Origin of the sequence: Lysinibacillus zambalensis, from assembly GCF_040183165.1 — a bacterium.
Taxonomy (GTDB): Bacteria; Bacillota; Bacilli; order Bacillales_A; family Planococcaceae; genus Lysinibacillus; species Lysinibacillus zambalensis.
On the sequence record NZ_JBEGDG010000004.1, the window covers coordinates 192,094 to 212,547 of the forward strand.

Genomic DNA, 20,454 nt, shown 5'->3' on the forward strand with positions numbered 1-20,454 from the left:
GAGGAGGTAAGTGTATGAGCTATTCATTAGGTATATTAGATCAAAGTCCGATTATTGAGGGTGCTACAAATGAGCAGACCTTACAAAAAACGGTGGCTCTAGCACAAAAAGCAGAGAAATTGGGTTACTCACGTTTTTGGGTGTCAGAGCACCATAATACAGATACATTAGCGGGATCATCTCCAGAGGTATTAGTATCTTATCTACTTGCTAAAACAAAGTCTATCAATATCGGGTCGGGTGGAGTGATGCTTCAGCACTACAGCCCATACAAAGTAGCTGAAAATTTTCATGTTCTCGCATCGTTGGAGCCCGGGCGAGTTGATTTAGGCATAGGGAAGGCACCGGGCGGTTTACCCCTCTCTACGAAGGCGTTGCAATATGGCACGCTCAATCAAGGCGAAGATTTCGAGGGAAGATTATCATTTTTGCAGCAATTAATTGATCAAACTGTACCATCTGAGCACGAGTTATATGGAGTGCAGGCAACGCCGATTCCAAAGGTAAAGCCAGCATTATTTTTACTTGGGGCAAGTCCACAAAGTGCCGCCCTTGCAGGCACATTAGGCATTGCGTTCGTCTTTGCTCGATTTATTAATAGTGACAATGACGTGTTAGCACAAGCAGTTACAGCATATCGCAAGCATTATCCAAACGGTCATTTCGCTGTTTCTATCGCAGCCTTTGCAGCCCCTACAAAAGAAGAGGCGAAAGAGTTAATTGGTGATCAAAAAATTACGAAGGTGCATTTAGCGAGTGGTAGAAGCCTAACATTACAATCGGTAGAACTTGCAGAGAAATTTGGGCAGGAATCTGGAGAGACATTTACGGTGAAGCAATATGATGCAGATATTGTATACGGTACTCCAGAAGACATTAAAACGGTATTAGATGACTATCATGTGCGTTATCAAATTGATGAGTTTATTTTGCATACGCCTGTGTTGAAGGAATTTGAACGGGAACGATCATTTGAACTTTTAAGTCCAGTAAATTTGCAGCAAAAAGAAGCGGTAAGCTAGGAGGAAATGAACATGGCAAAAAATATAGATGTAATTGTTTGGTCGAAGCAAGGCTGTAGCTATTGTGATGAAGTGAAAACATATTTACAACAACAAGGCATTTCATACAAAACAGTGGATGTAACACATCAGGATGCATTTCGTGAAATTCTTGAAATAAAATATGGTGTCCGTTATGTCCCGGTTGTCGAAATTGGAGCAAATGGCGTCTTTAAAGCAGTAACAGAAATTGGGTTGGAGCATTTAAAAGCAGTACTTGCTGTTGATCTACCATCGCATGCATAAGAAGAGAGGGAGTTTATGAAAAAATTATCGTTTTATCTACTATTATTGCTAACTTTACTTTTAACAGCTTGTACAAATACGGAAAAGTCCGAAGGGGATACTAGTGAAAATAGTGCAGCACAAGGTGGCAAGGACGTTCAAAAAATCATTGTTGGTACAGGAACCCAATTTCCAAATATCTGTTTCATAGATGATAAGGGGAATTTAACAGGATATGATGTAGAGCTTGTTCGTGCCATTGATGAGAAGCTACCAGAATATGAATTTGAATTTAAAACAATGGAATTTTCAAATTTATTATTAAGTTTAGAGACAAGGAAAATTGACTTTATTGCCCATCAAATGGAGGTCAATAGTGAACGAGAGGAGAAATTCCTCTTTAATAAAGAGCCCTATAATGTATTCCCATTACAAGTAACAGTCAATGCAAAAAACAATTCTATTCAATCCATTGATGATTTAAAGGGGAAAAACATTAGTGTTTCACCAACTAGTAACTCGGCTGTCTATATAGAGAAATACAATAAGGAACATAATTTAGGCGCTAATATTATCTATTCTTCCGGCTCGGTTGATATTCACAATCAACTTGCGACAGGTCGAATCGATGCAATCATTACAACACCATTTGCAGTAAAGTACTATAACGAAAGTAATGAGGCGCAGGAGAAGGTTGTAGGAGATGCTTTATTAAATTCAAAAGTTTACTTCTTATTAAATAAAGACGAGGCTGTCTTGCAAGAGCGACTGGATGATGCAATTCGAGAATTAAAGGCAGACGGCGTCATTAGTAAGCTAAGTAAGAAATGGCTAGGTGACGATTATACGGTAGACTTCTAAACGAAATAGGAGAGGGAGAAGGAAGTATGGCTAATGATTTTGACTTCACACTAATTGCAAAAGTACTTCCAATATTGCTTCAGTATTTACCAGTAACACTTGAAATTTTAGTGTTCGCCACTATTTTAGGCATGCTGCTCGGTATAGTGATCGCTATACCAAAGCTGCTACACATACCAGTTTTGAAGCAAATCATAACGATTTATATTTCGTTTATTCGAGGTACGCCGATTTTAGTGCAATTGTTTTTAGTGTTTTACGGTATACCAGCATTATTGAAACTTGTGCATATTGATGTAACAAGAATGGATGCTATGTATTTTGTAATTATTACTTATACGTTGAGCAATGCTGCATCGTTTGCAGAGATTTTTAGAGCGGCAATTTTAACAGTTGATCGTGGACAAATGGAGGCAGCTTATTCAGTTGGATTAAGTGGAATACAGGGCTTTATTCGCATAATTCTCCCTCAGGCGATTCGTGTGGCCTTTCCCAATATGGCAAATACGATGATAAGTTCATTAAAGGATACGTCTTTAGCATTTTCAATTGGCGTTATGGATATGGTGGGACGTGGAGAAACGCTAATTGCTTCAACGACAAGAGCACTGGAAATATATTTGGCGCTGGCCATCGTTTATTATGTCATTGTTATTTTGTTAGAAAATGTATTAAAGCGCAATGAACGGTATCTTAATCGATATATGCCTAAGGAAACTGCATCTAGTTAGGGGGTACTGGCTATGACAATAGATATTGCTTTTATTTTTGAAGCGTTAAAAGAAATTAGTAAAGTATTGCCGTTAACGTTGTTCATGGCAGTTACACCTGTCTTATTGGGCACTTTAATCGGCATTATTGTTGCATTTATTCGGATACAACAAACCAAATTTCTCGCACCATTGTTTAATTTTTACGTATCTTTTTTTAGAGGCACACCTATCATTATGCATATTATGCTTGTTTATTTTGGCATACCAATTGTTGTTGATGTCTTTGCCAAGGCTTTAAAACTTGAGATTCAATCAAGCTCTATACCTATTTTATTTTTTGTTATTTTTGCTTTGACGCTAAGTGCAGGAGCTTATGCTTCCGAAATAATTCGGTCCGGTATTTTAAGTGTACCAAAGGGACAGTTAGAGGCAGCATATGCAGTCGGTTTAACATTTTCACAGGCGATGCGACGCTATATATTACCCCAAGCATTTAGTAAATCCATCCCTAATTTCACAAATGTCTTTATTGGTTTCTTACATGCCACGTCACTAGCATTTTTCCTTTCAGTTAAAGAGTTAACTGGGATTGCGAATATCGTTGCTTCTATTAATTTAAAATTTTTGGAGGCATTTATCGCTGTCGGGCTAATTTATTGGGGTGTTTCAGTTATCATTGAATGGCTTGCCCATCGTATTGAAAAAAGAGTAACTGCCTATAGTAAGGGCGGCATTTAACTCCTTTTCGGCGAATGTCTTTTGTACCGAAAGCGTAGCGACAGGTATTCAAACTTTCGCTGAAAAGAGTACCTCAGGCTAAGAGACGTAATTATGCTGAGGCATAATGGATATATAGATGATTAAATAGAAAAGGGGATTGAACAATGGCAGTAGCTGAAATAGTGATTGAGCATTTGAAAGAGGAAGACTATGCCCGGTATTTAGAGGTTCTAGTAGAGAGTTATGCACAATATGAAAAAGAATATGAAAACCCAGAGAACTGGGCATCGTACTTAAGTGATATTCGCGCATCTGTTGGTAATCCAAATGCAGAAACCATTTTAGTAGCAAAGCGTGGCAATGAGATTTTAGGGGGACTGCAATTATTTACAGATTCCGAAAAAGCGTATGGTCTGCCGGAGCTTGACATAAAGTCTACCATTGTACGCTTACTGGGCGTCCATCCTAAAGGTAGAGGGCTAGGTATTGCTAAAAAATTGTTGCATGAAAGCTTCGACTTTGCACGCAATCGTCAGGATCAAGCATTATATTTGCACTCAGGTGATATTATGCAGGCTGCTATTAATCTTTATTTATCGCTGGGCTTCGTAAGAGATGAATCTAAAGAGTTTTATAAGGGAGGTAAGCTTGTAAAAAGTTTCCGCTATGATTTATAAATTTTCGTAAAATTTTTTAGGCCATAGGAAAGGGTTGATTCACCCTTTTCTATGGCCTTTACTTTTAAATCAGCGCTTATAAAATTTTTCCATAGGCTAAATACGGGAAAAATCCTTCAAAGAAACGCTCGGTTGCTGGCATAAAGTAAGATCCGAAATGGAAATCAGGATCTAATGTCGTAATAATCCATGTTCCGCCAGTAGAGGTAGTATCAATATATAAAACAGCACCACCATCTTCCATCGAAATTAAAATATCTGCATTCTCAGGAGGCCAGAAGACGCCATGTTGATGCCATGTGCAGTCAGCGAGTGTTAAATAACCGTTAAATAGAGGGTGTTTTGGTTGTTGTAATACTAGACCACTTGAAGCATCTTTTTCAAGCCACCACCAAAAATTCGTTGGTCGTTCTTCCCATTGTTGTGCTGGTAGCCAATTCCATGGCTGTGGTCCAAATGCAACTACAATTCCACCTTTATCAGCAAATGATTGTATTTTTGTCACGCTAGCAAGTAACAGTTTGTGATTTAATTGAGAGGGAACAATTAGTACGTCTAAGTCGTCGATGTCCGTTTCTAGGAAATCGGGATGATAAATTAATTTTTTTATATATTGATTGAATTTTGGCTCGTGGAACGTCCGATAATGTGACTCATTACCACTATATATAACACCGATTTTTCTCATTGTACTGTGCTCTCCTTTAATGATTGTACTTCTGCTTCAAGCCATGCTAAAAATTGTGGGCGAATAAGGTCTGTTGATTTGTTTTCATTAGCATAGCCCAGTAAATCCCGTCCTGCATGGACTAAGATGGTACCATTTGTTGTAGAACGATCTACATATGTAACCGCCTTACCATTTGAGAAAGTAAGTAATATTTCTGCATCTTCTGGTGCGTGATGATAACCACGTGCAAAAAAGCCAGCAACTCCTTTTTTAAATGTCATATCTTCGGTAGTTACACCTTGGAAAATAGATGAATCTGCAGTCGGAAAAACCTCATAATCTTTATAATTACGAATAAGCTGTGGCATAAATGGACCACAGCCTGGTAGCCATTCGCGGAATAGATGGCCACAATACACTACGATTTTTTTCTCTTCTAAAAAGGCAGCAATCTTCTCACGTTGACTATACAAAAATTCTTGATCAATAAAGTTTGGTATTAGGATAACATCCACATTCTCCAAATTTGCATATGCAAAATCATATTGATCAATTATTTTTGATTCATTTCCTGTATCTTTTTGCATACGACCATTCACACCGAAAGCATGTCCAGGGTCTAGTTTTAGTATCGAAATCGGGTCACTCATATTTTATTCCTCCAAAAATAAAGTTAAGTAATAAATTATATTGAAAAAGCATTTTATGCCTTTTGAATATATTGTTCGAGGAAAAAATTCCCTCTAAAATGTCTTGGAAACAAAAGGAAGAGCATAAAACTAGTTTGACAATGATAATCATTATCACTATACTGTAATATGTATTTAGATGCAAATGATAATCATTTTCAATAAAGCTAAGATAGAAAGAAGGGTTCGTTTTGCAACCAATTGCTTATGTTGGTATTGATATACAGTTTTCGAGACTGACAGATGAGGATCGAAAGCGAGGATTAACATTTTTATATTTATACGATTTACCGTATACCGATTTACGTGCCTACACAGGCCTAATTATTACTAATTTAGTAGAAGAGCAATTTTTATTAGAGCATAAAGATGTTTTGAATCAATATTTGTCTCAGGGAGGCGTTATTTTTTCACTTACAGAGACATCATTACCTTGGCTAGTAGGAGTTCCTAGCTGGAAGCGTTCTCCGATTCCGTTAAAGGATCGTGAAATAATTATAAAAGAGCCAATACATCCATTATTCGCAGGTATTGATGCTTATGACATTAACTACCGTAAAGGAGTTCGAGGATTTTTTTCTCGTGGTTATTTCGAAAAGATTCCACTGCATGCAGAAGTACTTGTGACGGATCAAAGTGGTGCGACGATCATATATGTGGATCGTGATTCAACAAATGGCACAATTTTTGCAGGTGCAGGGACGGATATTTATCGGGTATTTATCGATGAAGATAATTCCTCGCGATATTTAAGTTTGCAAATGCTTACATGCATCCGAGAAGAGTATGAGCGCAATCAATTGAAGGGAGTGGAGACACAATGATTGGTATCGTAACAAATGGATTACCCTTTCAAAACCGATTTTTTGAAGACCGAGAATTTCAATATTTATATGATGATATTTTACATATTCGTGAATTACATCGATATAATTTAGCAGATTATGACACATTGATTTTATCATGCCGCCTTGATATTCCCCATTTGAGACGTTATCAATCCCAGCTTATCTCATTTATTGAATCGGGTAAGCGACTCATTATTTTTGGTGAGATTTTAGATAATTGGTTTCCTACAATTGATTGGGAGGATTCGGAAGTGAATTTCAGCTGGTGGGTACGCGAAGACGGCGATTTACCAATGAGCGAGCGAAATACGACACATCCATTATTTACCTATATAACGCTTCATAATATGAAGTGGCATTATCATGGTTCGTTTTTACCACCAGTTGGTGCGCAATCATTACTAGACATACCAGGTGGTCGTTCACTATTTTATATCGACAACGTAAGTTTTAAAGGTGAATTAGTTGTCACAACACTAGATCCAATGTTCCATATTGGGCTTGGTTTTATCGATCAGTCGAAGCCCTTTTTACACGGAATGGCAAAATGGTTAAGAGAGGAAGAGAGTTAATGAAAAAATATGGTTATTTAGCTACGCTAGCATTAACAGCAATGCTTGCAGCATGTGGCAGTCAAGATGGAGGATCAGCGTCAAATCAATCTGCTGAATCTTCAAAAGCGGAAGTTCAGTCAACAGTAGAGGAAAAAATTGTGACGGATCAGCTTGGGCGTGAAGTAACAGTACCGGGCAAAATTGATCGTGTCGTGACAGGAGGAATATTACCTTATTTCTCTACATGGTATGTCGCTACAAACTCAACGAAAGAAATTGTTGGTATGCATCCAAATTCGTATAATGCCGCGAAAAATTCAATTTTAGCCAAAATCTCACCAGATGTTTTAAAAGCAGAAACATCATTTATTCAAAATGGTGAAGTGAATGTGGAAGAATTAATGAAAATAAATCCACAGCTCTACGTTGAAATTGCAACAGATGAGAATTCAATTAACAAAATCACTGAAGTGGGAATTCCAGTTGTTGCTGTAAAAGCTATTGATGCGGCAGCTGCTGAGCCTCTAGCAACATTCAATAGTTGGTTGACATTAACGAGTCAAATAACAGGAACAACTGACCGTGCTGATCGCTTTTTAGATGAAGGTAAAAAAGTGCAGTCCGAACTTAATTCTAAATTGAAAGATGTTGCCACAAAGGACAAGCCACGAGCAATGATTTTACATATGCATAATGATAAATCAATTACTGTCGGTGGTAGAAATTTCTTCGGTAACCAGTGGCTTAATGCAACTGGAGCTATAGATGTAGCTGAAAATGATGTAGACGGAAGAAAAGAAGTAAATATGGAGCAAATCTATGCTTGGAATCCAGATATCATTTATATCACTAACTTTACTGAAACACAGCCGGAGGATTTGCTTGAAAACAAGGTGGATGGTCAGGATTGGAGTCAGGTGAAAGCTGTTCAAGATGGAAAAGTTTATAAAATTCCATTAGGTATTTATCGTTGGTTCCCACCAAGTGGTGATGCGCCATTAATGCTAAAATGGATGGCACAAAAAAATCACCCAACGTTATTCAACTATAAAATTGAAGATGAGATTAAAGCTTACTATAAGGATTTCTATGAATTTGATGTTTCAGATAAGGAAGTCCACTCTATTTTAAATCCTTCTTCAGATGCAGCGAAATATTAAGGACTGATTGTAAATGAAGAAATGGAAAATGTTACTTTTATGGTTGCTACCGATTTTTGTAGCAATCGTCTCTCTCGGTGTTGGACGGTTTGAGGTAAGCTTGGAGCATATTATTAAAATCCTAGCTTCTCAAGTATTTCCTGTTGAGCAAACATGGACAAATATGGAAGAAACTGTAGTTATGAATATTCGGTTACCTCGAATCTTACTTGCACTATTAATTGGCGGTGGTTTATCGATTGCGGGTGCAGGCTTTCAAGGTATGTTTGGGAATCCACTAGTATCTCCTGATATATTAGGTGTTTCTGCGGGTGCAGGGTTTGGAGCATCGCTTGGGATATTATTATTTGGGCAAAACTTTATTGCACAAATGATGGCGCTGATTTTTGGATTAGGTGCAATTGGCTTTACGTATTTAATTGCAGGGGCAAAGAAAAATGCACCAATTTTTATGTTTGTCTTAGCTGGTGTTGTTACGTCTGCACTCTTTAATGCATTAATTTCCTTAACAAAATTTGTGGCTGATCCAGAAGAAAAACTTCCAGCCATTACTTACTGGTTAATGGGGAGTCTTGGTACCGCGACCTATAAGGATTTATATATTGGTGGACCACTAATATTAATGGGAATTTTACTTTTATACTTGCTTCGTTGGCGATTGAATATTTTAACATTGCCGGAGGACGAGGCAGCATCAATGGGAATTCCCGTTACTCGTTTAAAGTGGTTCGTCATTTTAGGAGCGACTTTAATTACAGCCGCATCCGTGGCAGTTGCTGGTATTGTTGGGTGGGTCGGTTTAATTATTCCACATGTTGCACGTATGCTAGTCGGGAATAACAATCAATTTGTATTACCTGTATCTGTAGCTATTGGTAGTATTTATTTATTAATAATTGATGATTTAGCTCGTTCATTAACAGCAACAGAAATACCTTTATCTATTTTAACAGCAATTATTGGAGCGCCTTTCTTCGCTTATTTATTACGCCGTTCAGGAGGAGGCTGGGCATGAAAATTGAAGTGATAAACGGTAATTATCATTATGAAAAAAAACGAAAAAGATTACCTGATTTATATGCACAAGACATCAATTTCACGTTGGAGCCAGGTGAAATAATGGCGATTCTAGGTCCGAACGGAGCAGGGAAAACGACGATGTTAAAATGTATAACTGGGTTACTTGAATGGAAAAAAGGAGAAACTTTCATAGACGGCAAATCGCTTGCAACATTAAATCGTAAAGAACTATGGAAACGTGTTGGATATGTACCCCAAGCGCATAAAATGGTATTTGGATTTTCTGTAGAAGAGCTTGTCGTTATGGGGAGGGCTCCGTATATTAGTACCCTTGCTCAGCCATCTGCGAAGGATTTGGAAGCGGCTCATCAAGCACTTGAAATGGTTGATATTTTACATCTTGCTAAAAAATCATGCAATGAAATTAGTGGTGGTGAATTGCAGTTAGCTTTAATTGCAAGAACGCTTGTTTCTGAACCAGAAGTTTTGATTTTAGATGAACCTGAGTCGCATTTGGATATTCAAAAACAAATAGTTATTTTACAAACGATTAAGCGTTTATCAAAGGAACGTGGAATCTCATGCATAATTAATACCCATTACCCAAATCATGCATTTTATCTAGCAGACCGAGTCTTGATGACTGCAAAAGAAAAAGGCGTCATCTACGGTAAAGTACAAGAGGTAATGACAGAAGTAAGGATGAAGGAATTTTTCGGTATTGAGTTGAAAAAAGTAATATTTGAAGAAGGAGATTACCTGGTTGAAACGATGATACCAAGTGCATTAGGGACTGAGCGTAACAGTCGATAATCTCCAAAAATAAACACGGTCCCTCCTTTCATGGCGAGATCGTGTTTTAAGTATCTACCTTATATGTTGAAAATTTTCCCTGGATTCATAATGTTATGTGGATCAAGTGCTGCCTTTATGCTCTTCATCACTAATAAAGACGTTCCATGCTCTGTAGACTGATATTTCATTTTCCCAATACCAACACCATGTTCACCGGTACAAGTGCCACCACGCAGTAAAGCAAATTGGACGATATGTTCATTGAAGCGGTTGGCTTTTGCTTGCTCCTCAGCATCGTTTGGATCTAACATTAACAAGGCGTGGAAGTTACCGTCTCCTACGTGACCTACAATTCCGCCTGCAAGACCAACTTCCTCAAGCTGTTCACGAGCATACAAAACGGACTCAGCAAGCATAGATATCGGCACACAAACATCAGTCGACATAAGCTTTTTCCCCGGATAGGCATGGATATAAGCATAGGCCAATGAATGGCGCGCCTCCCATAGCTTATTACGAGCTGCATTGTCATGTTCAAATTCAACAGAAAGACAGCCAAAGTCCGCAAAAATTTCTCTAGCAAATTCTATATCTGCATGCATACCAGCTTCATTTCCGTAAAATTCTAAAAATAGTGTCGGTTTCTCGTCATAGGATGTTTCATTATAAATATTTGCTTGTTTAATAGAGGCTTCATCGACCAGTTCAACACGGCCAATTGAAATGCCCACTTGCAGCAATGCGGTTACTGCATTGACAGCATCGCCAACTGTCGCAAAAACTGCACGTCCCGCCGCTACAAATTCGGGTATACCATAGACTTGTAAAGTCAACTCTGTAAAGCAACCTAGCGTACCCTCAGAGCCAATGAAAAGGCCATTCAAGTGATAACCAGAAGAAGACTTCGCTGCTAAGCTACCGGTATGAATGACTGAACCATCTGCGAGTACAACCTCTAAATCTCTTACTTGATCGCGCATAACACCATAACGCACTGCGGTTGTTCCACTGGCATTCGTTGCCGCCATTCCACCTAGTGTAGCATCAGCACCCGGGTCAACTGTGAATTGAAGTCCGTGTTTTTTTAATTCTTTATTCAATTGGGCACGTGTTACACCCGGTTGTACTTTTACTAGCAGGTCGTCTGGTCGAATTTCTAAAATAGCATTCATTTCAGAGAAATCGATAGAAATGCCATTTGCAATGGGAATTGCATTACCTTCTAAACTTGAGCCAACACCAAAAGGTACGACTGGTACACGTTCCGCATGCGCAAATTTTAAGATGGCACTGACATCGGCCGTGGAACGAGGAAAGGCAACGACATCTGGTAAGCTCATTGTATGATGAGATTCATCCTTTCCATGTAGCTGTCGCACCGTTTCGTTTGTTGACACCTGTTCTTCAGATAAAACTTTTTTTAGTTGATTTACTATTAATTCTACAGCAACAGTCATTCCAATCCCTCCTAATTTTCTGATAAATTAAACTTTATCATGCATTTATAGGAAATGGAATGAACTGCTATAAAAAATTAGTGAGCAAAGGCTTTTTCTAATTTTTGGGTAAATGCATCCTGCTCAGCAGGACTAGATTGCTGCCACCATTTTTCGAAAAACACACCAAGCCCTGGAAGTAAATGCTCTTCACCACGGCTAATTGCATCCTCGACAATATCTTTAAATTCAGCCGCTGATTGTCCATGTACGTTTGTCGTAATCGCATCTCTTATTTGAAAATTCATCTATTTCGCCTCCTTAGTAGTAATTTGTCCAACTCTTTAAGAAATATGTATAGAATTACAGTTCAACTATGCCACGGCATAATTGTAGCTGCCGCTTTGCTTTCACACAGATAAACAATGCGTCCATAATCGGCTTTGTGCTTAGGTCTGCGTGAGGGCCGACACGATGTCGAACATTTTGGTAATGCCACAGGACGTGGCGTTTAGGTCAGTTCGCCGTTATCGAATGGATGTGGTGATTTTCGGCTAACATCCCCTAAGAACTCCTTTCCGATTTCCATGACATTCGCCGGAGGCTTTAACTTCTGAAAGAAGTTAAAACATATCATTTTTTAAATATCACACTATTGTTGCGTATAAATATTAAAAAGTGCTTATAAAAACTTGCTGATCATATTGATAAAAGGGCTGTTCGACATCCTTATAGCCTATTAACTAAGATAGAGGCACCTAGGAATAATGGACTGTGCACAGTCGACAGGACAATAGGATGACAACACAGCATAATAAAAAGTTATCAACTGAACTACCATTTGATGAAGTATTAGAATTAGTCCAGCCGATGATCACATCAATTTTGTTAAAGTGCCAAATTTATAAGGATTTTGAGTATTATCGTCATATAGCATCCATAGCCGTGTGGAATGCTTGGCGTAAAGCAGATCAAACAAAAGGACTGTTTTCTGCTTATATTTATACAACCGTTAAAGGAGAAATTTTAAAAGAGCTTTCAAAGGAAAAGAGTTTTGAAAATATGAATACACCTATGGATCATGAAACGATAAATTATATTCGAGATCATGATATAAGTGAAAGAAATCCAGCTCTTTTAGAATGGTTTATGTCTCATTTGAAATTAGAGGAAAGAAAAATAGTACTACTTTTTTATGTAGAAGGTTATAGTTACTTGGAAATTGCTAAAGAACTAGGTGTATCTGTCGAGGCAGTTAAAAAAAGACGTACAAGAATAATGATTAAGCTTCGCGAGTTGTTAAATTCTAAAGAAGAATAATGCTATAAAGCAATAAAGGTATGCTAATATCAGTGAAAAATGAATATTGGCATACTTTTAAAATTTGCATACAACTTCCAATAAAAATGCTATGATTTGTAAGAAGTCAAAGAAAAATACAATTTTTAATTTTATATTCCCTTTGGATAGAACATATTACCTATCTAATTTGATATATATTGGTTGGAGGGTTTCTGTTGGAGAATAGGTTGAATCAATTTGAGATAAAAAAGAAAGAGATTTGGTATATAGTATTGCCACTAATGCTAGTGTTACCTTTGTTAGGTTTAAGTAATCAAGTACTTGGTTCTTTTAATGAAGAAAGTTACATTTGTTTGAATTTGATTATACAAGTACTAACTATTGTATTTACAATGGCAATCGCTATTCAATCGTGGCTCGTTTTTTCACATTTATTATCAAATCAAACATTATACATAGGTAATTTATTTTTTATCATCGCCTTGTTTGAATTAGTGAACTTGTCATTGACTCAATATCCAATGGCTGAAACACTATATTTGGAAATATGGTTGGATTTAATAAAGCGTTTATGCTTATCAATCGGTTTTCTCTTTATTATTTTAAAGCCAAAAAAACGCTTAACGATGAAAGATCGTAATTATTCATATAGCAGTTCCTTATTATTTGTACTACTGATTCTTTTTCTAGTGTATCTCTCTTCAAAATATTTTTTACTTGAAGAACAATTATTACTGAAAGCAAACGCTATTGTTCATTTGTTGTCTGCTGTCTTACAAGGTGTAACGATAGTGATTTTAAGTAAGTATAAAGAAAAGCTGCCTAAACGAGTTATGTGGCTAATTAGCGCAGCAATGTATTTAATTATTAGTGATATTTTCTTTGCATTCATCAAAGATTTAAAATCAATTTGGGGCTTTTCAGCATTAATTTATCAATTTTTTGCATTCTTCTTTTTCCTAAAAGCTATTTACTATACAACTGTTGAAAAACCATTTCAGCAACTTTTAAAAATACAGCGAGATCTTGAGCATTCACAGCAGGAGCTTCATTTTCAAGCTTTTCACGATGACATTACAAAGCTTCCAAATGAACATTTATTATTGAAAACCTTAAAAGAGGATTTACATGACAATAGTCGTCAAAAAGCAATCATTGCGATTGAGATTGATCGCCTTGCCGCTATCCGCTCATCTATAGGTATTAATTATTCTAATACAATGATGAAGCTCGTAGCAGAGAGAATTCAAGCTATATTACCACCTCATTATTTTGCAACAAAGCTTCTTGAGGGGCAGTTTATTATTTATATTAATCATGTGAAGACGAGGGAAGAGTTAGTACAATTTTGCTTGAATTTGAAGAGCGCTATGAAAAGACCATTACAAGTACACCTATTCACACTCACTGGGAATCTTAATATTGGGATTGCCCCGCATGAAGAAAATTGCTCAGGTGAAGAGCTTTTAATGCATGCGCAGTTAGCAATGAGAGAAGCTAGCCAAATACCTCAAAGAGTTCTTTTTTATAAGCCGTATATGTCAAATGGTCTTGCTGATCGTCTATTGCTTGAACAAGAGCTCCATAAAGCATTAGCTAATGAAGAATTTTACTTAGATTTTCAGCCACAAGTAAATATAAAAACGGATAAAATTGACTCTGTTGAAGCACTAGTACGATGGCGTCATCCAACCCGTGGCTTTGTTTCACCTGAACAGTTTATCCCGATTGCAGAAGAATCTGGCCTTATTATCCCTTTAGGGAAATGGATTTTAGAGACGGCGTGCGCTCAAGCAAAAATATGGAGGGAGCAAGGTTTACCACCAATGAAGGTTGCCGTAAATTTATCTATCGGACAATTATTCCAGCAAGACTTAGTGCATATGGTACAAGAAATTTTACAATGTACAAAATTAGAACCAAAATACTTACAATTAGAAATTACGGAAAGTATGACGATGAACATCGATCAAATAACGCAGCTACTTCATGAATTAAAGACAATTGGTATCCAAATTGCTGTTGATGACTTTGGGACAGGGTATTCGTCGCTTTCATATTTAAAAGATTTTCCGATTGATTGTTTGAAAATTGACCGGACGTTCGTACGAAATATTCAACATAATCCAAATGATGAAGCCCTCGTTTCTATGATTTTATCCATGGCAAAGCATTTAAGATTAAAGGTTGTTGCCGAAGGAATTGAAGAAGTGGAGCAACTTGCTTTCCTCATAGACGGTGGCTGCGATTATATCCAGGGCTATTTATTTAGTAAGCCGATTTCCGCAGAAGAGATTTCCAATAACTTTAAGGAGTTACATAGGCGAGCAAGAGATGTTTTAAAAGAGTTCAAATATGAAGAGGATTTCGTAATATAAAGTTAGGCTTATCAGAGACGGGAAATAGAGCGACGGATGGAAGGGCGATAGCGACGGATGGAAGGGCGATAGCGACGGATGGAAGGGCGATAGCGACGGAAAGAAGAGTCGGGGCGACGGAAAGAAGTCGGAGCGACGGAAAGAAGAGCCGAAGCGATGGAAAGAAAAGCCGAAGCGACGGAAAGAAGAGCCAGGGCGACGGAAAGAAAAGCCGAGGCGATGGAAAGAAAAGCCGAAGCGACAGAAAGGAGTCGGGGCGACGGAAAGAAGAGCCGAAGCGACGGAAAGAAGAGCCGAAGCGACGGAAAGAAGAGCCGAAGCGACGGAAAGAAGAGTCGAGGCGGCGGAAGAAAAGCCGAGGCGGCGGAAAGAACCGCCAAAGTGGTGGTAGAACGGCCAAGCGTGGATAGGACCTCCAAAATCGTGGATAGAAATTGGAATGGCATGCCAGAATAAATACTCATTTTACCGAATTGCAATACTTTTTTAGATAGGATACTTACCTTAGTTCATTGATTTAATAGTTTTTCACAACATAAAAACTGCTTACTTCAACTTCATCATTGAAAGTAAGCAGTTTTATATTTAATGTGCGAGGTACTCTTCCTTTAATTCTCCTATGTCCACTTCGGATCGTTCTTCCAAAGAACGCCGTAAATGAACAGTTGCTGTTTTACCATCATCGTGAAGCTTGTCAATCCAGATTGATACGCCATTATAGCTTACTTCATATTCTTTTGGTGAGGCGACAATTTCTTGTGCACGTTCAAAATCCACTTGAAGCCCCCCTTATTTTTTTGTCTTACCTTCTTTAGTAACCGTATTAATCAGGTTCATAAACTCTTGAGAAAATTCTTCACTAACTTTGTTTGGTGCTATTTTTTGGTTTTTTGGCGTTTGAGGTAATGACCCTTTGTTTGCGCTTTGACCTTGCTTATTGTCTCTTCCCATGTTTAGTTTCTCCTTTCGTTTTGATATTTCTTAATATGGCTTTGATTTGATTTTTTATCATGGGAAAAACTAGGGAAAGATAAGAATTTATTGTAGAAATGTTTAGAACTTTTTGGGTTAATAATAAAGCCTTAAATGCGCAAACTAAGTTATAATAACGCCTTCCTAAAACGGTTCATCGGACATCCTAGAAAGCGTCTAGTCTAGCGAAATTACCCTCATGTTTTATAATGAAACTTTTTTAATGGAAAAATCATTATTTAATAGCGCCCAGTTTTGAGGGAAAGGAAAACCTAATGCCCAATAACTTATACCTCGAAGATTATATTGCTTCGTCATGTCAAACTTAGCTTGTGCACTTCTAGCATCTTCAAACCATACCTCGTGATTTCTACCTTGTTCATCGACATAACGGAAATATGGTGACTGTGCGGTTCTATCATATTGAATGGTTGCGCCATATTTTCTTGCTCTGTTAAGTGCTTCTTGAGAGCTAAATGTTTCTGCCTCTTGACCTTTAACATGTGGTAGAAGCCAATCGCGAGCATAAATTTCAAAGCCTAAAAATATTTTGTTAGCAGGTATAACTGATAATGCATATTCCACAACTTTTCTCATTTCGTTAATAGGTGAAATTGCTTGTGGTGGACCAAGTCGATATCCCCACTCATATGTCATCAAAATAACAAAGTCTGCAATTCTTCCGTGTGCTTCATAATCATGTGCCTCGTATAAAGTGCCTGTCTGAGTTGCGCTCGTTTTTGGCGCAAGTGCCGTTGATACTAGGAATCCTTTTGGGTGAAGGGTATCAACAGCTAATTGAAGGAAAGTGTTATAATTTTCCCGATCTGCTGGAAGAACGTTTTCAAAATCGACGTTTAGAACTTTATAGCCCTTTTCCTGCATCACTTGTAAAGTGTTGTCGATAACCTTTTTCCTTAATTCTGCACTAGATAAAATAACATGTGATAAGTTGGAACCGGCTTCTGTGGAAGAGAAATTCGTAAGTGTCAGCATAGGAGTGACGTTTTTGACAATGGCAGCATCAATCATTTCTTTATCCTTTATAGGCTTTAGTGTTCCATCCTCCTTCACCATATAAGCAAAGGGGCTAAAATAAGTTAGTAAATGACCAACCGCGTTTATCGACTGCACAGCTTCTTTAGGCTCTTCATACGTATAAGCATTTACTTCAATGGAAGGCTTTGTTCTCGGAATAATCAAATGCGTACCAGCATAAATCATGTTTGGATTTGTAATTTCATTTTCTAAAACAATTGCTTGCACAGTCGTTCCATACTGCGTGGCAATTTGCGATAAAGTCTCCCCTGGTAGCACAATATGTGTAATGGGTGGAATAATTAGTGTAGTGCCAGGTGTTAAAACATCTGGATTCGTTAAATGGTTTTCTGTGATAATCGATTGCATAGTCACCCCATATTGTTGGGAGATTGACCATAAGGTATCACCCCTTTTTACAATATGGGTTGTGTAAGGGGAAGGGATAACGAGTGATTGTCCGATTACTAATTGGTTTGGATTAGATAAAGCGTTTAATTGGATAATGGAGTTGATAGGTACAGAATAGCTGTTTGCAATTTGCCAAAGCGTTTCACCAGCGCTCACCACATGAATAATCATTAGGACACCTCCTTAGTGGTTTCAATATAGCATCATATGTATGAATAAAGGGAATGAGCATTTATCTTTCATTTTTACGTGATAAAAATTACAAACTTCATATTCTCAAGGTGAGTTTATAGGTACAACATCTGAGCTAAAGAAACCACTCCATCTATAAAAAAGCAGGTTCACCAACGAGCATATGGATAAAGGAAGGACCGTATATTAAAGCTGTAGAGTTTTTTGATTTACCGAGCGGCAATAAAACAGCTCTTCGTAAAAGGTCAGGATCCTTTATTGAAACGCCATTCCCTCATGCTGCCATTGTATAAATGAAAGAAATTTTTTCTAACGCACCCAATAGAAATGTATCCATTTGGCAGCAATCGCTTAGAGGGGCAGTAAGTCAAATTACATCAAGTCGAACAGCTTATTATTATGGAAATGCTTTAATTGTTTAGGAGTATATTACATTGTGGAAAAAGCTAAAGAGGAAGAAAAAATATTCATTGGGTAGAAAATTTAAGGCGGGCTTTATCACCTTTCACAACTGGAGATGATGTAAATTTACCAGATCGTTTTATAAAAATTGGCCAACTGCCTATTATGGTCGTAATCTTAGAATGCTTAGAGAAGTAAAGGGAAAATACGATCCGTTAAATGTATTTAATTTTCTTCAAAGTATTCCACCACCTGCTTTAAGTCCAATTGATGAAGACGACTACTCAGTGGGAGATGAAGAAAATCCCACTGAATAAATTCTCTTTACCACTACTTTTCTACAAGTATTTTATTTATCGCTGGAATATCAGCAGGAGCAAAATTAAGATTTAGAAGTTCATGTCGAGGAACCCATCTAATGGCAGTATGTTCTAGTAGAACCGGCTCTCCTTGTACAATCGACGCTTTAAATGTTTCTAAGCGTACTATAAATTTTTCGTATTCATAAATGGTATCCTCAACCTTTTCTCCAACTTGTATAGAGCAATTAAATTCCTCTAATATTTCACGGGATAAAGCTTGCTCAGGCGATTCGCCCTCTTCGATTTTACCACCAGGAAATTCCCAATAATTTGCTAGTACCATATTAGGATTTCTTAACGCACAAAAAATTTCATGCTTTTCATTTTCAATAATGGCACCTACTACATGTACATTTTTTTTCATTTGTTTTCATCCCCGTTGCGCATTGTTAAAATATTGAAAATTATAACATATATCACTGGATATCTAGTAGGGAATAATATTGCTCATTTACATAGCGTGGGGTTGATTTCCGTTCCGGCTGGGCGCTTTCTTTCCGATAATTGGTAAACGGAGAGATAACAATTAAACTGTTTTTTGCATGACTATGTAATTGTCGTTTTCTACTGTATAATAATGAACATTATATAGGAAAAAGGCGGTACGAGGAACGATGAAAAAAATTGAATCTACGCAAAATGCGTTAGTGAAATATTGGAAGAAACTAGCGACGACACGGAAAGAGCGTGAAAGATCTGGAGAATTCATAGTAGAGGGATTCCATTTGGTGGAGGAAGCATTAAAAAATAAGGAGCAGGTGCTGCAGCTAATTGTACGTGAAGGTGTTGATTTACCAATGCTTTGGCCAATCGATAATGTAGCGACAATAGAAGTAACAGCGGCTGTTGTCAAAGAGTTTGCTGAAACAGAGACATCCCAAGGTGTATTTGCAGTTTGTAAGCAGCCTTTGTTAAAAGATGATGTAATGGCTTCATGGCGCAAGGTGCTACTAATTGACGCCGTCCAAGATCCAGGAAATATTGGGACGATGATTCGTACTGCTGATGCCGCTGGTTTGGATGCAGTAATTCTCGGGAAGGGCTGTGCTGATCTATATAATCCTAAAACGCTTCGCTCTGCACAAGGATCACATTTCCATATTCCTGTCCTTCGTGGTGATTTAGAGGAATGGATTGAGCAGCTACAAGATAATGATGTACCTGTATTTGGTACTGCTTTAGATGAGGATGCAGTTGTCTATAGTGATATTGAACATACTGGTTCATTCGCTATCATGATGGGGAATGAGGGTAGTGGCATTCAACCACAACTACTTTCAATGACAGATCAAAATATGATTATTCCAATTTTGGGACAAGCAGAGTCTTTAAATGTTGCAGTAGCAACAGGAATCGTTTTATATGGATTTGTAAAGTAGTAAATCAAAGCAATTACAACTGTGGTTATAAGTATACGGTGACATCTGTTGGCCAAAGTGGCTCATCAGACGCCCCCAGGAAGCTCTGTGCGAAAGCGAAGCGGCAGCAACAAATGTTTTAACTGTGCGAAAGCGAAGCGGCAGCAACAAATGTTTTAACTGTGCGAAAGCGAAGCGGCAGCAACAAAGCGCTCAGTCGGAACGGAAATCAACCACACGTTATGGTGATGATCCTAAAAATTTCCGTTAGAACCATTATTATCGATGGCAATAGGCACATGGCTCTTGATTTGAATTGGTATAGTATTGTATAATCACATGTAAAATGTATATATGAATACTAAATGCTTTGACCGGGAAGTAGTAAAGATTGTGAATGGACGACAGGGAGCGTAGGCCGGAGATTGAGAGCCAGCGCCGTACCAATGCAGTTTTGAATTCATCTCGCGAGCAGCTACCGGGACCAGCGAAATGCTGTAAAGGTTTGCCGGCTTTAATCTAGTCGTTATGTCAATGAAGTGATTGTGAGGAGTTTGCCTTGCAATAACTAGGGTGGTACCGCGAATATGTCCTCGTCCCTTTTTTAGGG

The 20,454-nt window shown here is 37.8% G+C and carries 24 protein-coding genes; 16 read left to right on the forward strand and 8 right to left on the reverse strand.

Annotated elements, in window-relative coordinates; all coding sequences use genetic code 11:
* Positions 1 to 14: 14 nt before the first annotated feature.
* The 6 genes from ABNX05_RS08035 to ABNX05_RS08060 all read left to right on the forward strand — a co-directional run bounded on the left by ABNX05_RS08035 (position 15) and on the right by ABNX05_RS08060 (position 4,257).
* A complete protein-coding gene (locus ABNX05_RS08035) occupies positions 15 to 1,022 on the forward strand; it encodes an LLM class flavin-dependent oxidoreductase (protein WP_349659238.1) in 1,008 nt (335 codons plus the stop codon).
* A 12-nt stretch (positions 1,023 to 1,034) separates the two neighbouring features.
* The gene (locus ABNX05_RS08040) at positions 1,035 to 1,307 is read left to right on the forward strand and encodes a glutaredoxin family protein (protein WP_349659239.1); all 273 of its coding nucleotides are present in this window, start codon (positions 1,035 to 1,037) and stop codon (positions 1,305 to 1,307) included.
* A 15-nt stretch (positions 1,308 to 1,322) separates the two neighbouring features.
* Entirely contained in the window at positions 1,323 to 2,147 is an 825-nt protein-coding gene (locus ABNX05_RS08045) for a transporter substrate-binding domain-containing protein (RefSeq protein ID WP_349659240.1), read from the forward strand.
* A 26-nt stretch (positions 2,148 to 2,173) separates the two neighbouring features.
* Positions 2,174 to 2,878 (forward strand): amino acid ABC transporter permease, encoded by a 705-nt coding sequence (locus ABNX05_RS08050; RefSeq protein WP_349659241.1) that lies wholly within the window; start codon positions 2,174 to 2,176, stop codon positions 2,876 to 2,878.
* 12 nt (positions 2,879 to 2,890) lie between these two features.
* On the forward strand, positions 2,891 to 3,598 hold the full coding sequence (locus ABNX05_RS08055) for an amino acid ABC transporter permease (protein WP_349659242.1): 708 nt from the start codon (positions 2,891 to 2,893) through the stop codon (positions 3,596 to 3,598).
* A gap of 146 nt (positions 3,599 to 3,744) precedes the next feature.
* On the forward strand, positions 3,745 to 4,257 hold the full coding sequence (locus ABNX05_RS08060) for a GNAT family N-acetyltransferase (protein ID WP_079563197.1): 513 nt from the start codon (positions 3,745 to 3,747) through the stop codon (positions 4,255 to 4,257).
* Between the two features lie 76 nt (positions 4,258 to 4,333).
* On the opposite strand, the gene ABNX05_RS08065 is transcribed toward ABNX05_RS08060, so the two are convergent.
* Together ABNX05_RS08065 and ABNX05_RS08070 are read right to left on the reverse strand one after the other, a co-directional pair.
* Positions 4,334 to 4,945: a hypothetical protein gene (locus tag ABNX05_RS08065; protein ID WP_349659243.1), complete on the reverse strand. Its 612-nt coding sequence runs from the start codon at positions 4,943 to 4,945 to the stop codon at positions 4,334 to 4,336.
* The gene (locus ABNX05_RS08070) at positions 4,942 to 5,577 is read right to left on the reverse strand and encodes a hypothetical protein (protein WP_349659244.1); all 636 of its coding nucleotides are present in this window, start codon (positions 5,575 to 5,577) and stop codon (positions 4,942 to 4,944) included. Before ABNX05_RS08070 ends, ABNX05_RS08065 begins: the two co-directional genes overlap by 4 nt.
* Positions 5,578 to 5,807: 230 nt before the next feature.
* Here ABNX05_RS08070 and ABNX05_RS08075 point away from each other — a divergent pair, with 230 nt between their 5' ends.
* Genes ABNX05_RS08075 through ABNX05_RS08095 form a run of 5 tightly spaced genes read left to right on the forward strand, consistent with a single transcriptional unit; the run spans position 5,808 to position 10,011 of the window.
* Positions 5,808 to 6,440 (forward strand): hypothetical protein, encoded by a 633-nt coding sequence (locus ABNX05_RS08075; protein ID WP_349659245.1) that lies wholly within the window; start codon positions 5,808 to 5,810, stop codon positions 6,438 to 6,440.
* Positions 6,437 to 7,036, forward strand: coding sequence for a hypothetical protein (locus ABNX05_RS08080; RefSeq protein ID WP_349659246.1), 600 nt, complete (start codon positions 6,437 to 6,439; stop codon positions 7,034 to 7,036). Before ABNX05_RS08075 ends, ABNX05_RS08080 begins: the two co-directional genes overlap by 4 nt.
* On the forward strand, positions 7,036 to 8,178 hold the full coding sequence (locus ABNX05_RS08085) for an ABC transporter substrate-binding protein (RefSeq protein ID WP_349659247.1): 1,143 nt from the start codon (positions 7,036 to 7,038) through the stop codon (positions 8,176 to 8,178). Before ABNX05_RS08080 ends, ABNX05_RS08085 begins: the two co-directional genes overlap by 1 nt.
* A 13-nt stretch (positions 8,179 to 8,191) precedes the next feature.
* A complete protein-coding gene (locus ABNX05_RS08090) occupies positions 8,192 to 9,193 on the forward strand; it encodes a FecCD family ABC transporter permease (protein ID WP_349659248.1) in 1,002 nt (333 codons plus the stop codon).
* Positions 9,190 to 10,011, forward strand: coding sequence for an ABC transporter ATP-binding protein (locus ABNX05_RS08095; RefSeq protein ID WP_349659249.1), 822 nt, complete (start codon positions 9,190 to 9,192; stop codon positions 10,009 to 10,011). Before ABNX05_RS08090 ends, ABNX05_RS08095 begins: the two co-directional genes overlap by 4 nt.
* Positions 10,012 to 10,070: 59 nt before the next feature.
* Here the strand turns inward: ABNX05_RS08095 and ABNX05_RS08100 are convergent, their stop codons facing one another.
* Positions 10,071 to 11,450 (reverse strand): FAD-binding oxidoreductase, encoded by a 1,380-nt coding sequence (locus ABNX05_RS08100; protein WP_349659250.1) that lies wholly within the window; start codon positions 11,448 to 11,450, stop codon positions 10,071 to 10,073.
* 77 nt (positions 11,451 to 11,527) lie between these two features.
* On the reverse strand, positions 11,528 to 11,737 hold the full coding sequence (sspI, locus tag ABNX05_RS08105) for a small acid-soluble spore protein SspI (protein ID WP_079563188.1): 210 nt from the start codon (positions 11,735 to 11,737) through the stop codon (positions 11,528 to 11,530).
* 490 nt (positions 11,738 to 12,227) lie between these two features.
* On the opposite strand from sspI, the gene ABNX05_RS08110 reads away from it, so the two are divergent.
* The 3 genes from ABNX05_RS08110 to ABNX05_RS08120 all read left to right on the forward strand — a co-directional run bounded on the left by ABNX05_RS08110 (position 12,228) and on the right by ABNX05_RS08120 (position 15,565).
* Positions 12,228 to 12,749, forward strand: a complete 522-nt coding sequence (locus ABNX05_RS08110) for a sigma-70 family RNA polymerase sigma factor (RefSeq protein WP_349659251.1) — start codon at positions 12,228 to 12,230, stop codon at positions 12,747 to 12,749.
* A 263-nt stretch (positions 12,750 to 13,012) separates the two neighbouring features.
* Positions 13,013 to 15,109, forward strand: a complete 2,097-nt coding sequence (locus ABNX05_RS08115) for a bifunctional diguanylate cyclase/phosphodiesterase (protein WP_432760132.1) — start codon at positions 13,013 to 13,015, stop codon at positions 15,107 to 15,109.
* Positions 15,110 to 15,265: 156 nt separating this feature from the next.
* Positions 15,266 to 15,565, forward strand: coding sequence for a hypothetical protein (locus ABNX05_RS08120; protein WP_349659253.1), 300 nt, complete (start codon positions 15,266 to 15,268; stop codon positions 15,563 to 15,565).
* 129 nt (positions 15,566 to 15,694) lie between these two features.
* Here ABNX05_RS08120 and ABNX05_RS08125 read toward each other — a convergent pair whose 3' ends face one another.
* The 3 genes from ABNX05_RS08125 to ABNX05_RS08135 form a co-directional block, all read right to left on the reverse strand.
* The gene (locus ABNX05_RS08125) at positions 15,695 to 15,886 is read right to left on the reverse strand and encodes an H-type small acid-soluble spore protein (RefSeq protein ID WP_079563186.1); all 192 of its coding nucleotides are present in this window, start codon (positions 15,884 to 15,886) and stop codon (positions 15,695 to 15,697) included.
* 12 nt (positions 15,887 to 15,898) lie between these two features.
* Complete coding sequence (locus tag ABNX05_RS08130) at positions 15,899 to 16,060, reverse strand: YfhD family protein (RefSeq protein WP_197144730.1); 162 nt, start codon at positions 16,058 to 16,060, stop codon at positions 15,899 to 15,901.
* Positions 16,061 to 16,285: 225 nt separating this feature from the next.
* Positions 16,286 to 17,701, reverse strand: a complete 1,416-nt coding sequence (locus ABNX05_RS08135; RefSeq protein WP_349659254.1) for a LysM peptidoglycan-binding domain-containing protein — start codon at positions 17,699 to 17,701, stop codon at positions 16,286 to 16,288.
* A 605-nt stretch (positions 17,702 to 18,306) separates the two neighbouring features.
* Between ABNX05_RS08135 and ABNX05_RS08140 the strand changes: the two genes are divergently transcribed.
* Positions 18,307 to 18,441, forward strand: coding sequence for a BBE domain-containing protein (locus ABNX05_RS08140; RefSeq protein WP_349659255.1), 135 nt, complete (start codon positions 18,307 to 18,309; stop codon positions 18,439 to 18,441).
* 13 nt (positions 18,442 to 18,454) lie between these two features.
* On the opposite strand, the gene ABNX05_RS08145 is transcribed toward ABNX05_RS08140, so the two are convergent.
* A complete protein-coding gene (locus ABNX05_RS08145; RefSeq protein WP_349659256.1) occupies positions 18,455 to 18,850 on the reverse strand; it encodes a (deoxy)nucleoside triphosphate pyrophosphohydrolase in 396 nt (131 codons plus the stop codon).
* Positions 18,851 to 19,100: 250 nt separating this feature from the next.
* Between ABNX05_RS08145 and ABNX05_RS08150 the strand changes: the two genes are divergently transcribed.
* A complete protein-coding gene (locus ABNX05_RS08150) occupies positions 19,101 to 19,865 on the forward strand; it encodes a TrmH family RNA methyltransferase (RefSeq protein ID WP_349659257.1) in 765 nt (254 codons plus the stop codon).
* The last annotated feature ends 589 nt before the right edge of the window (positions 19,866 to 20,454 follow it).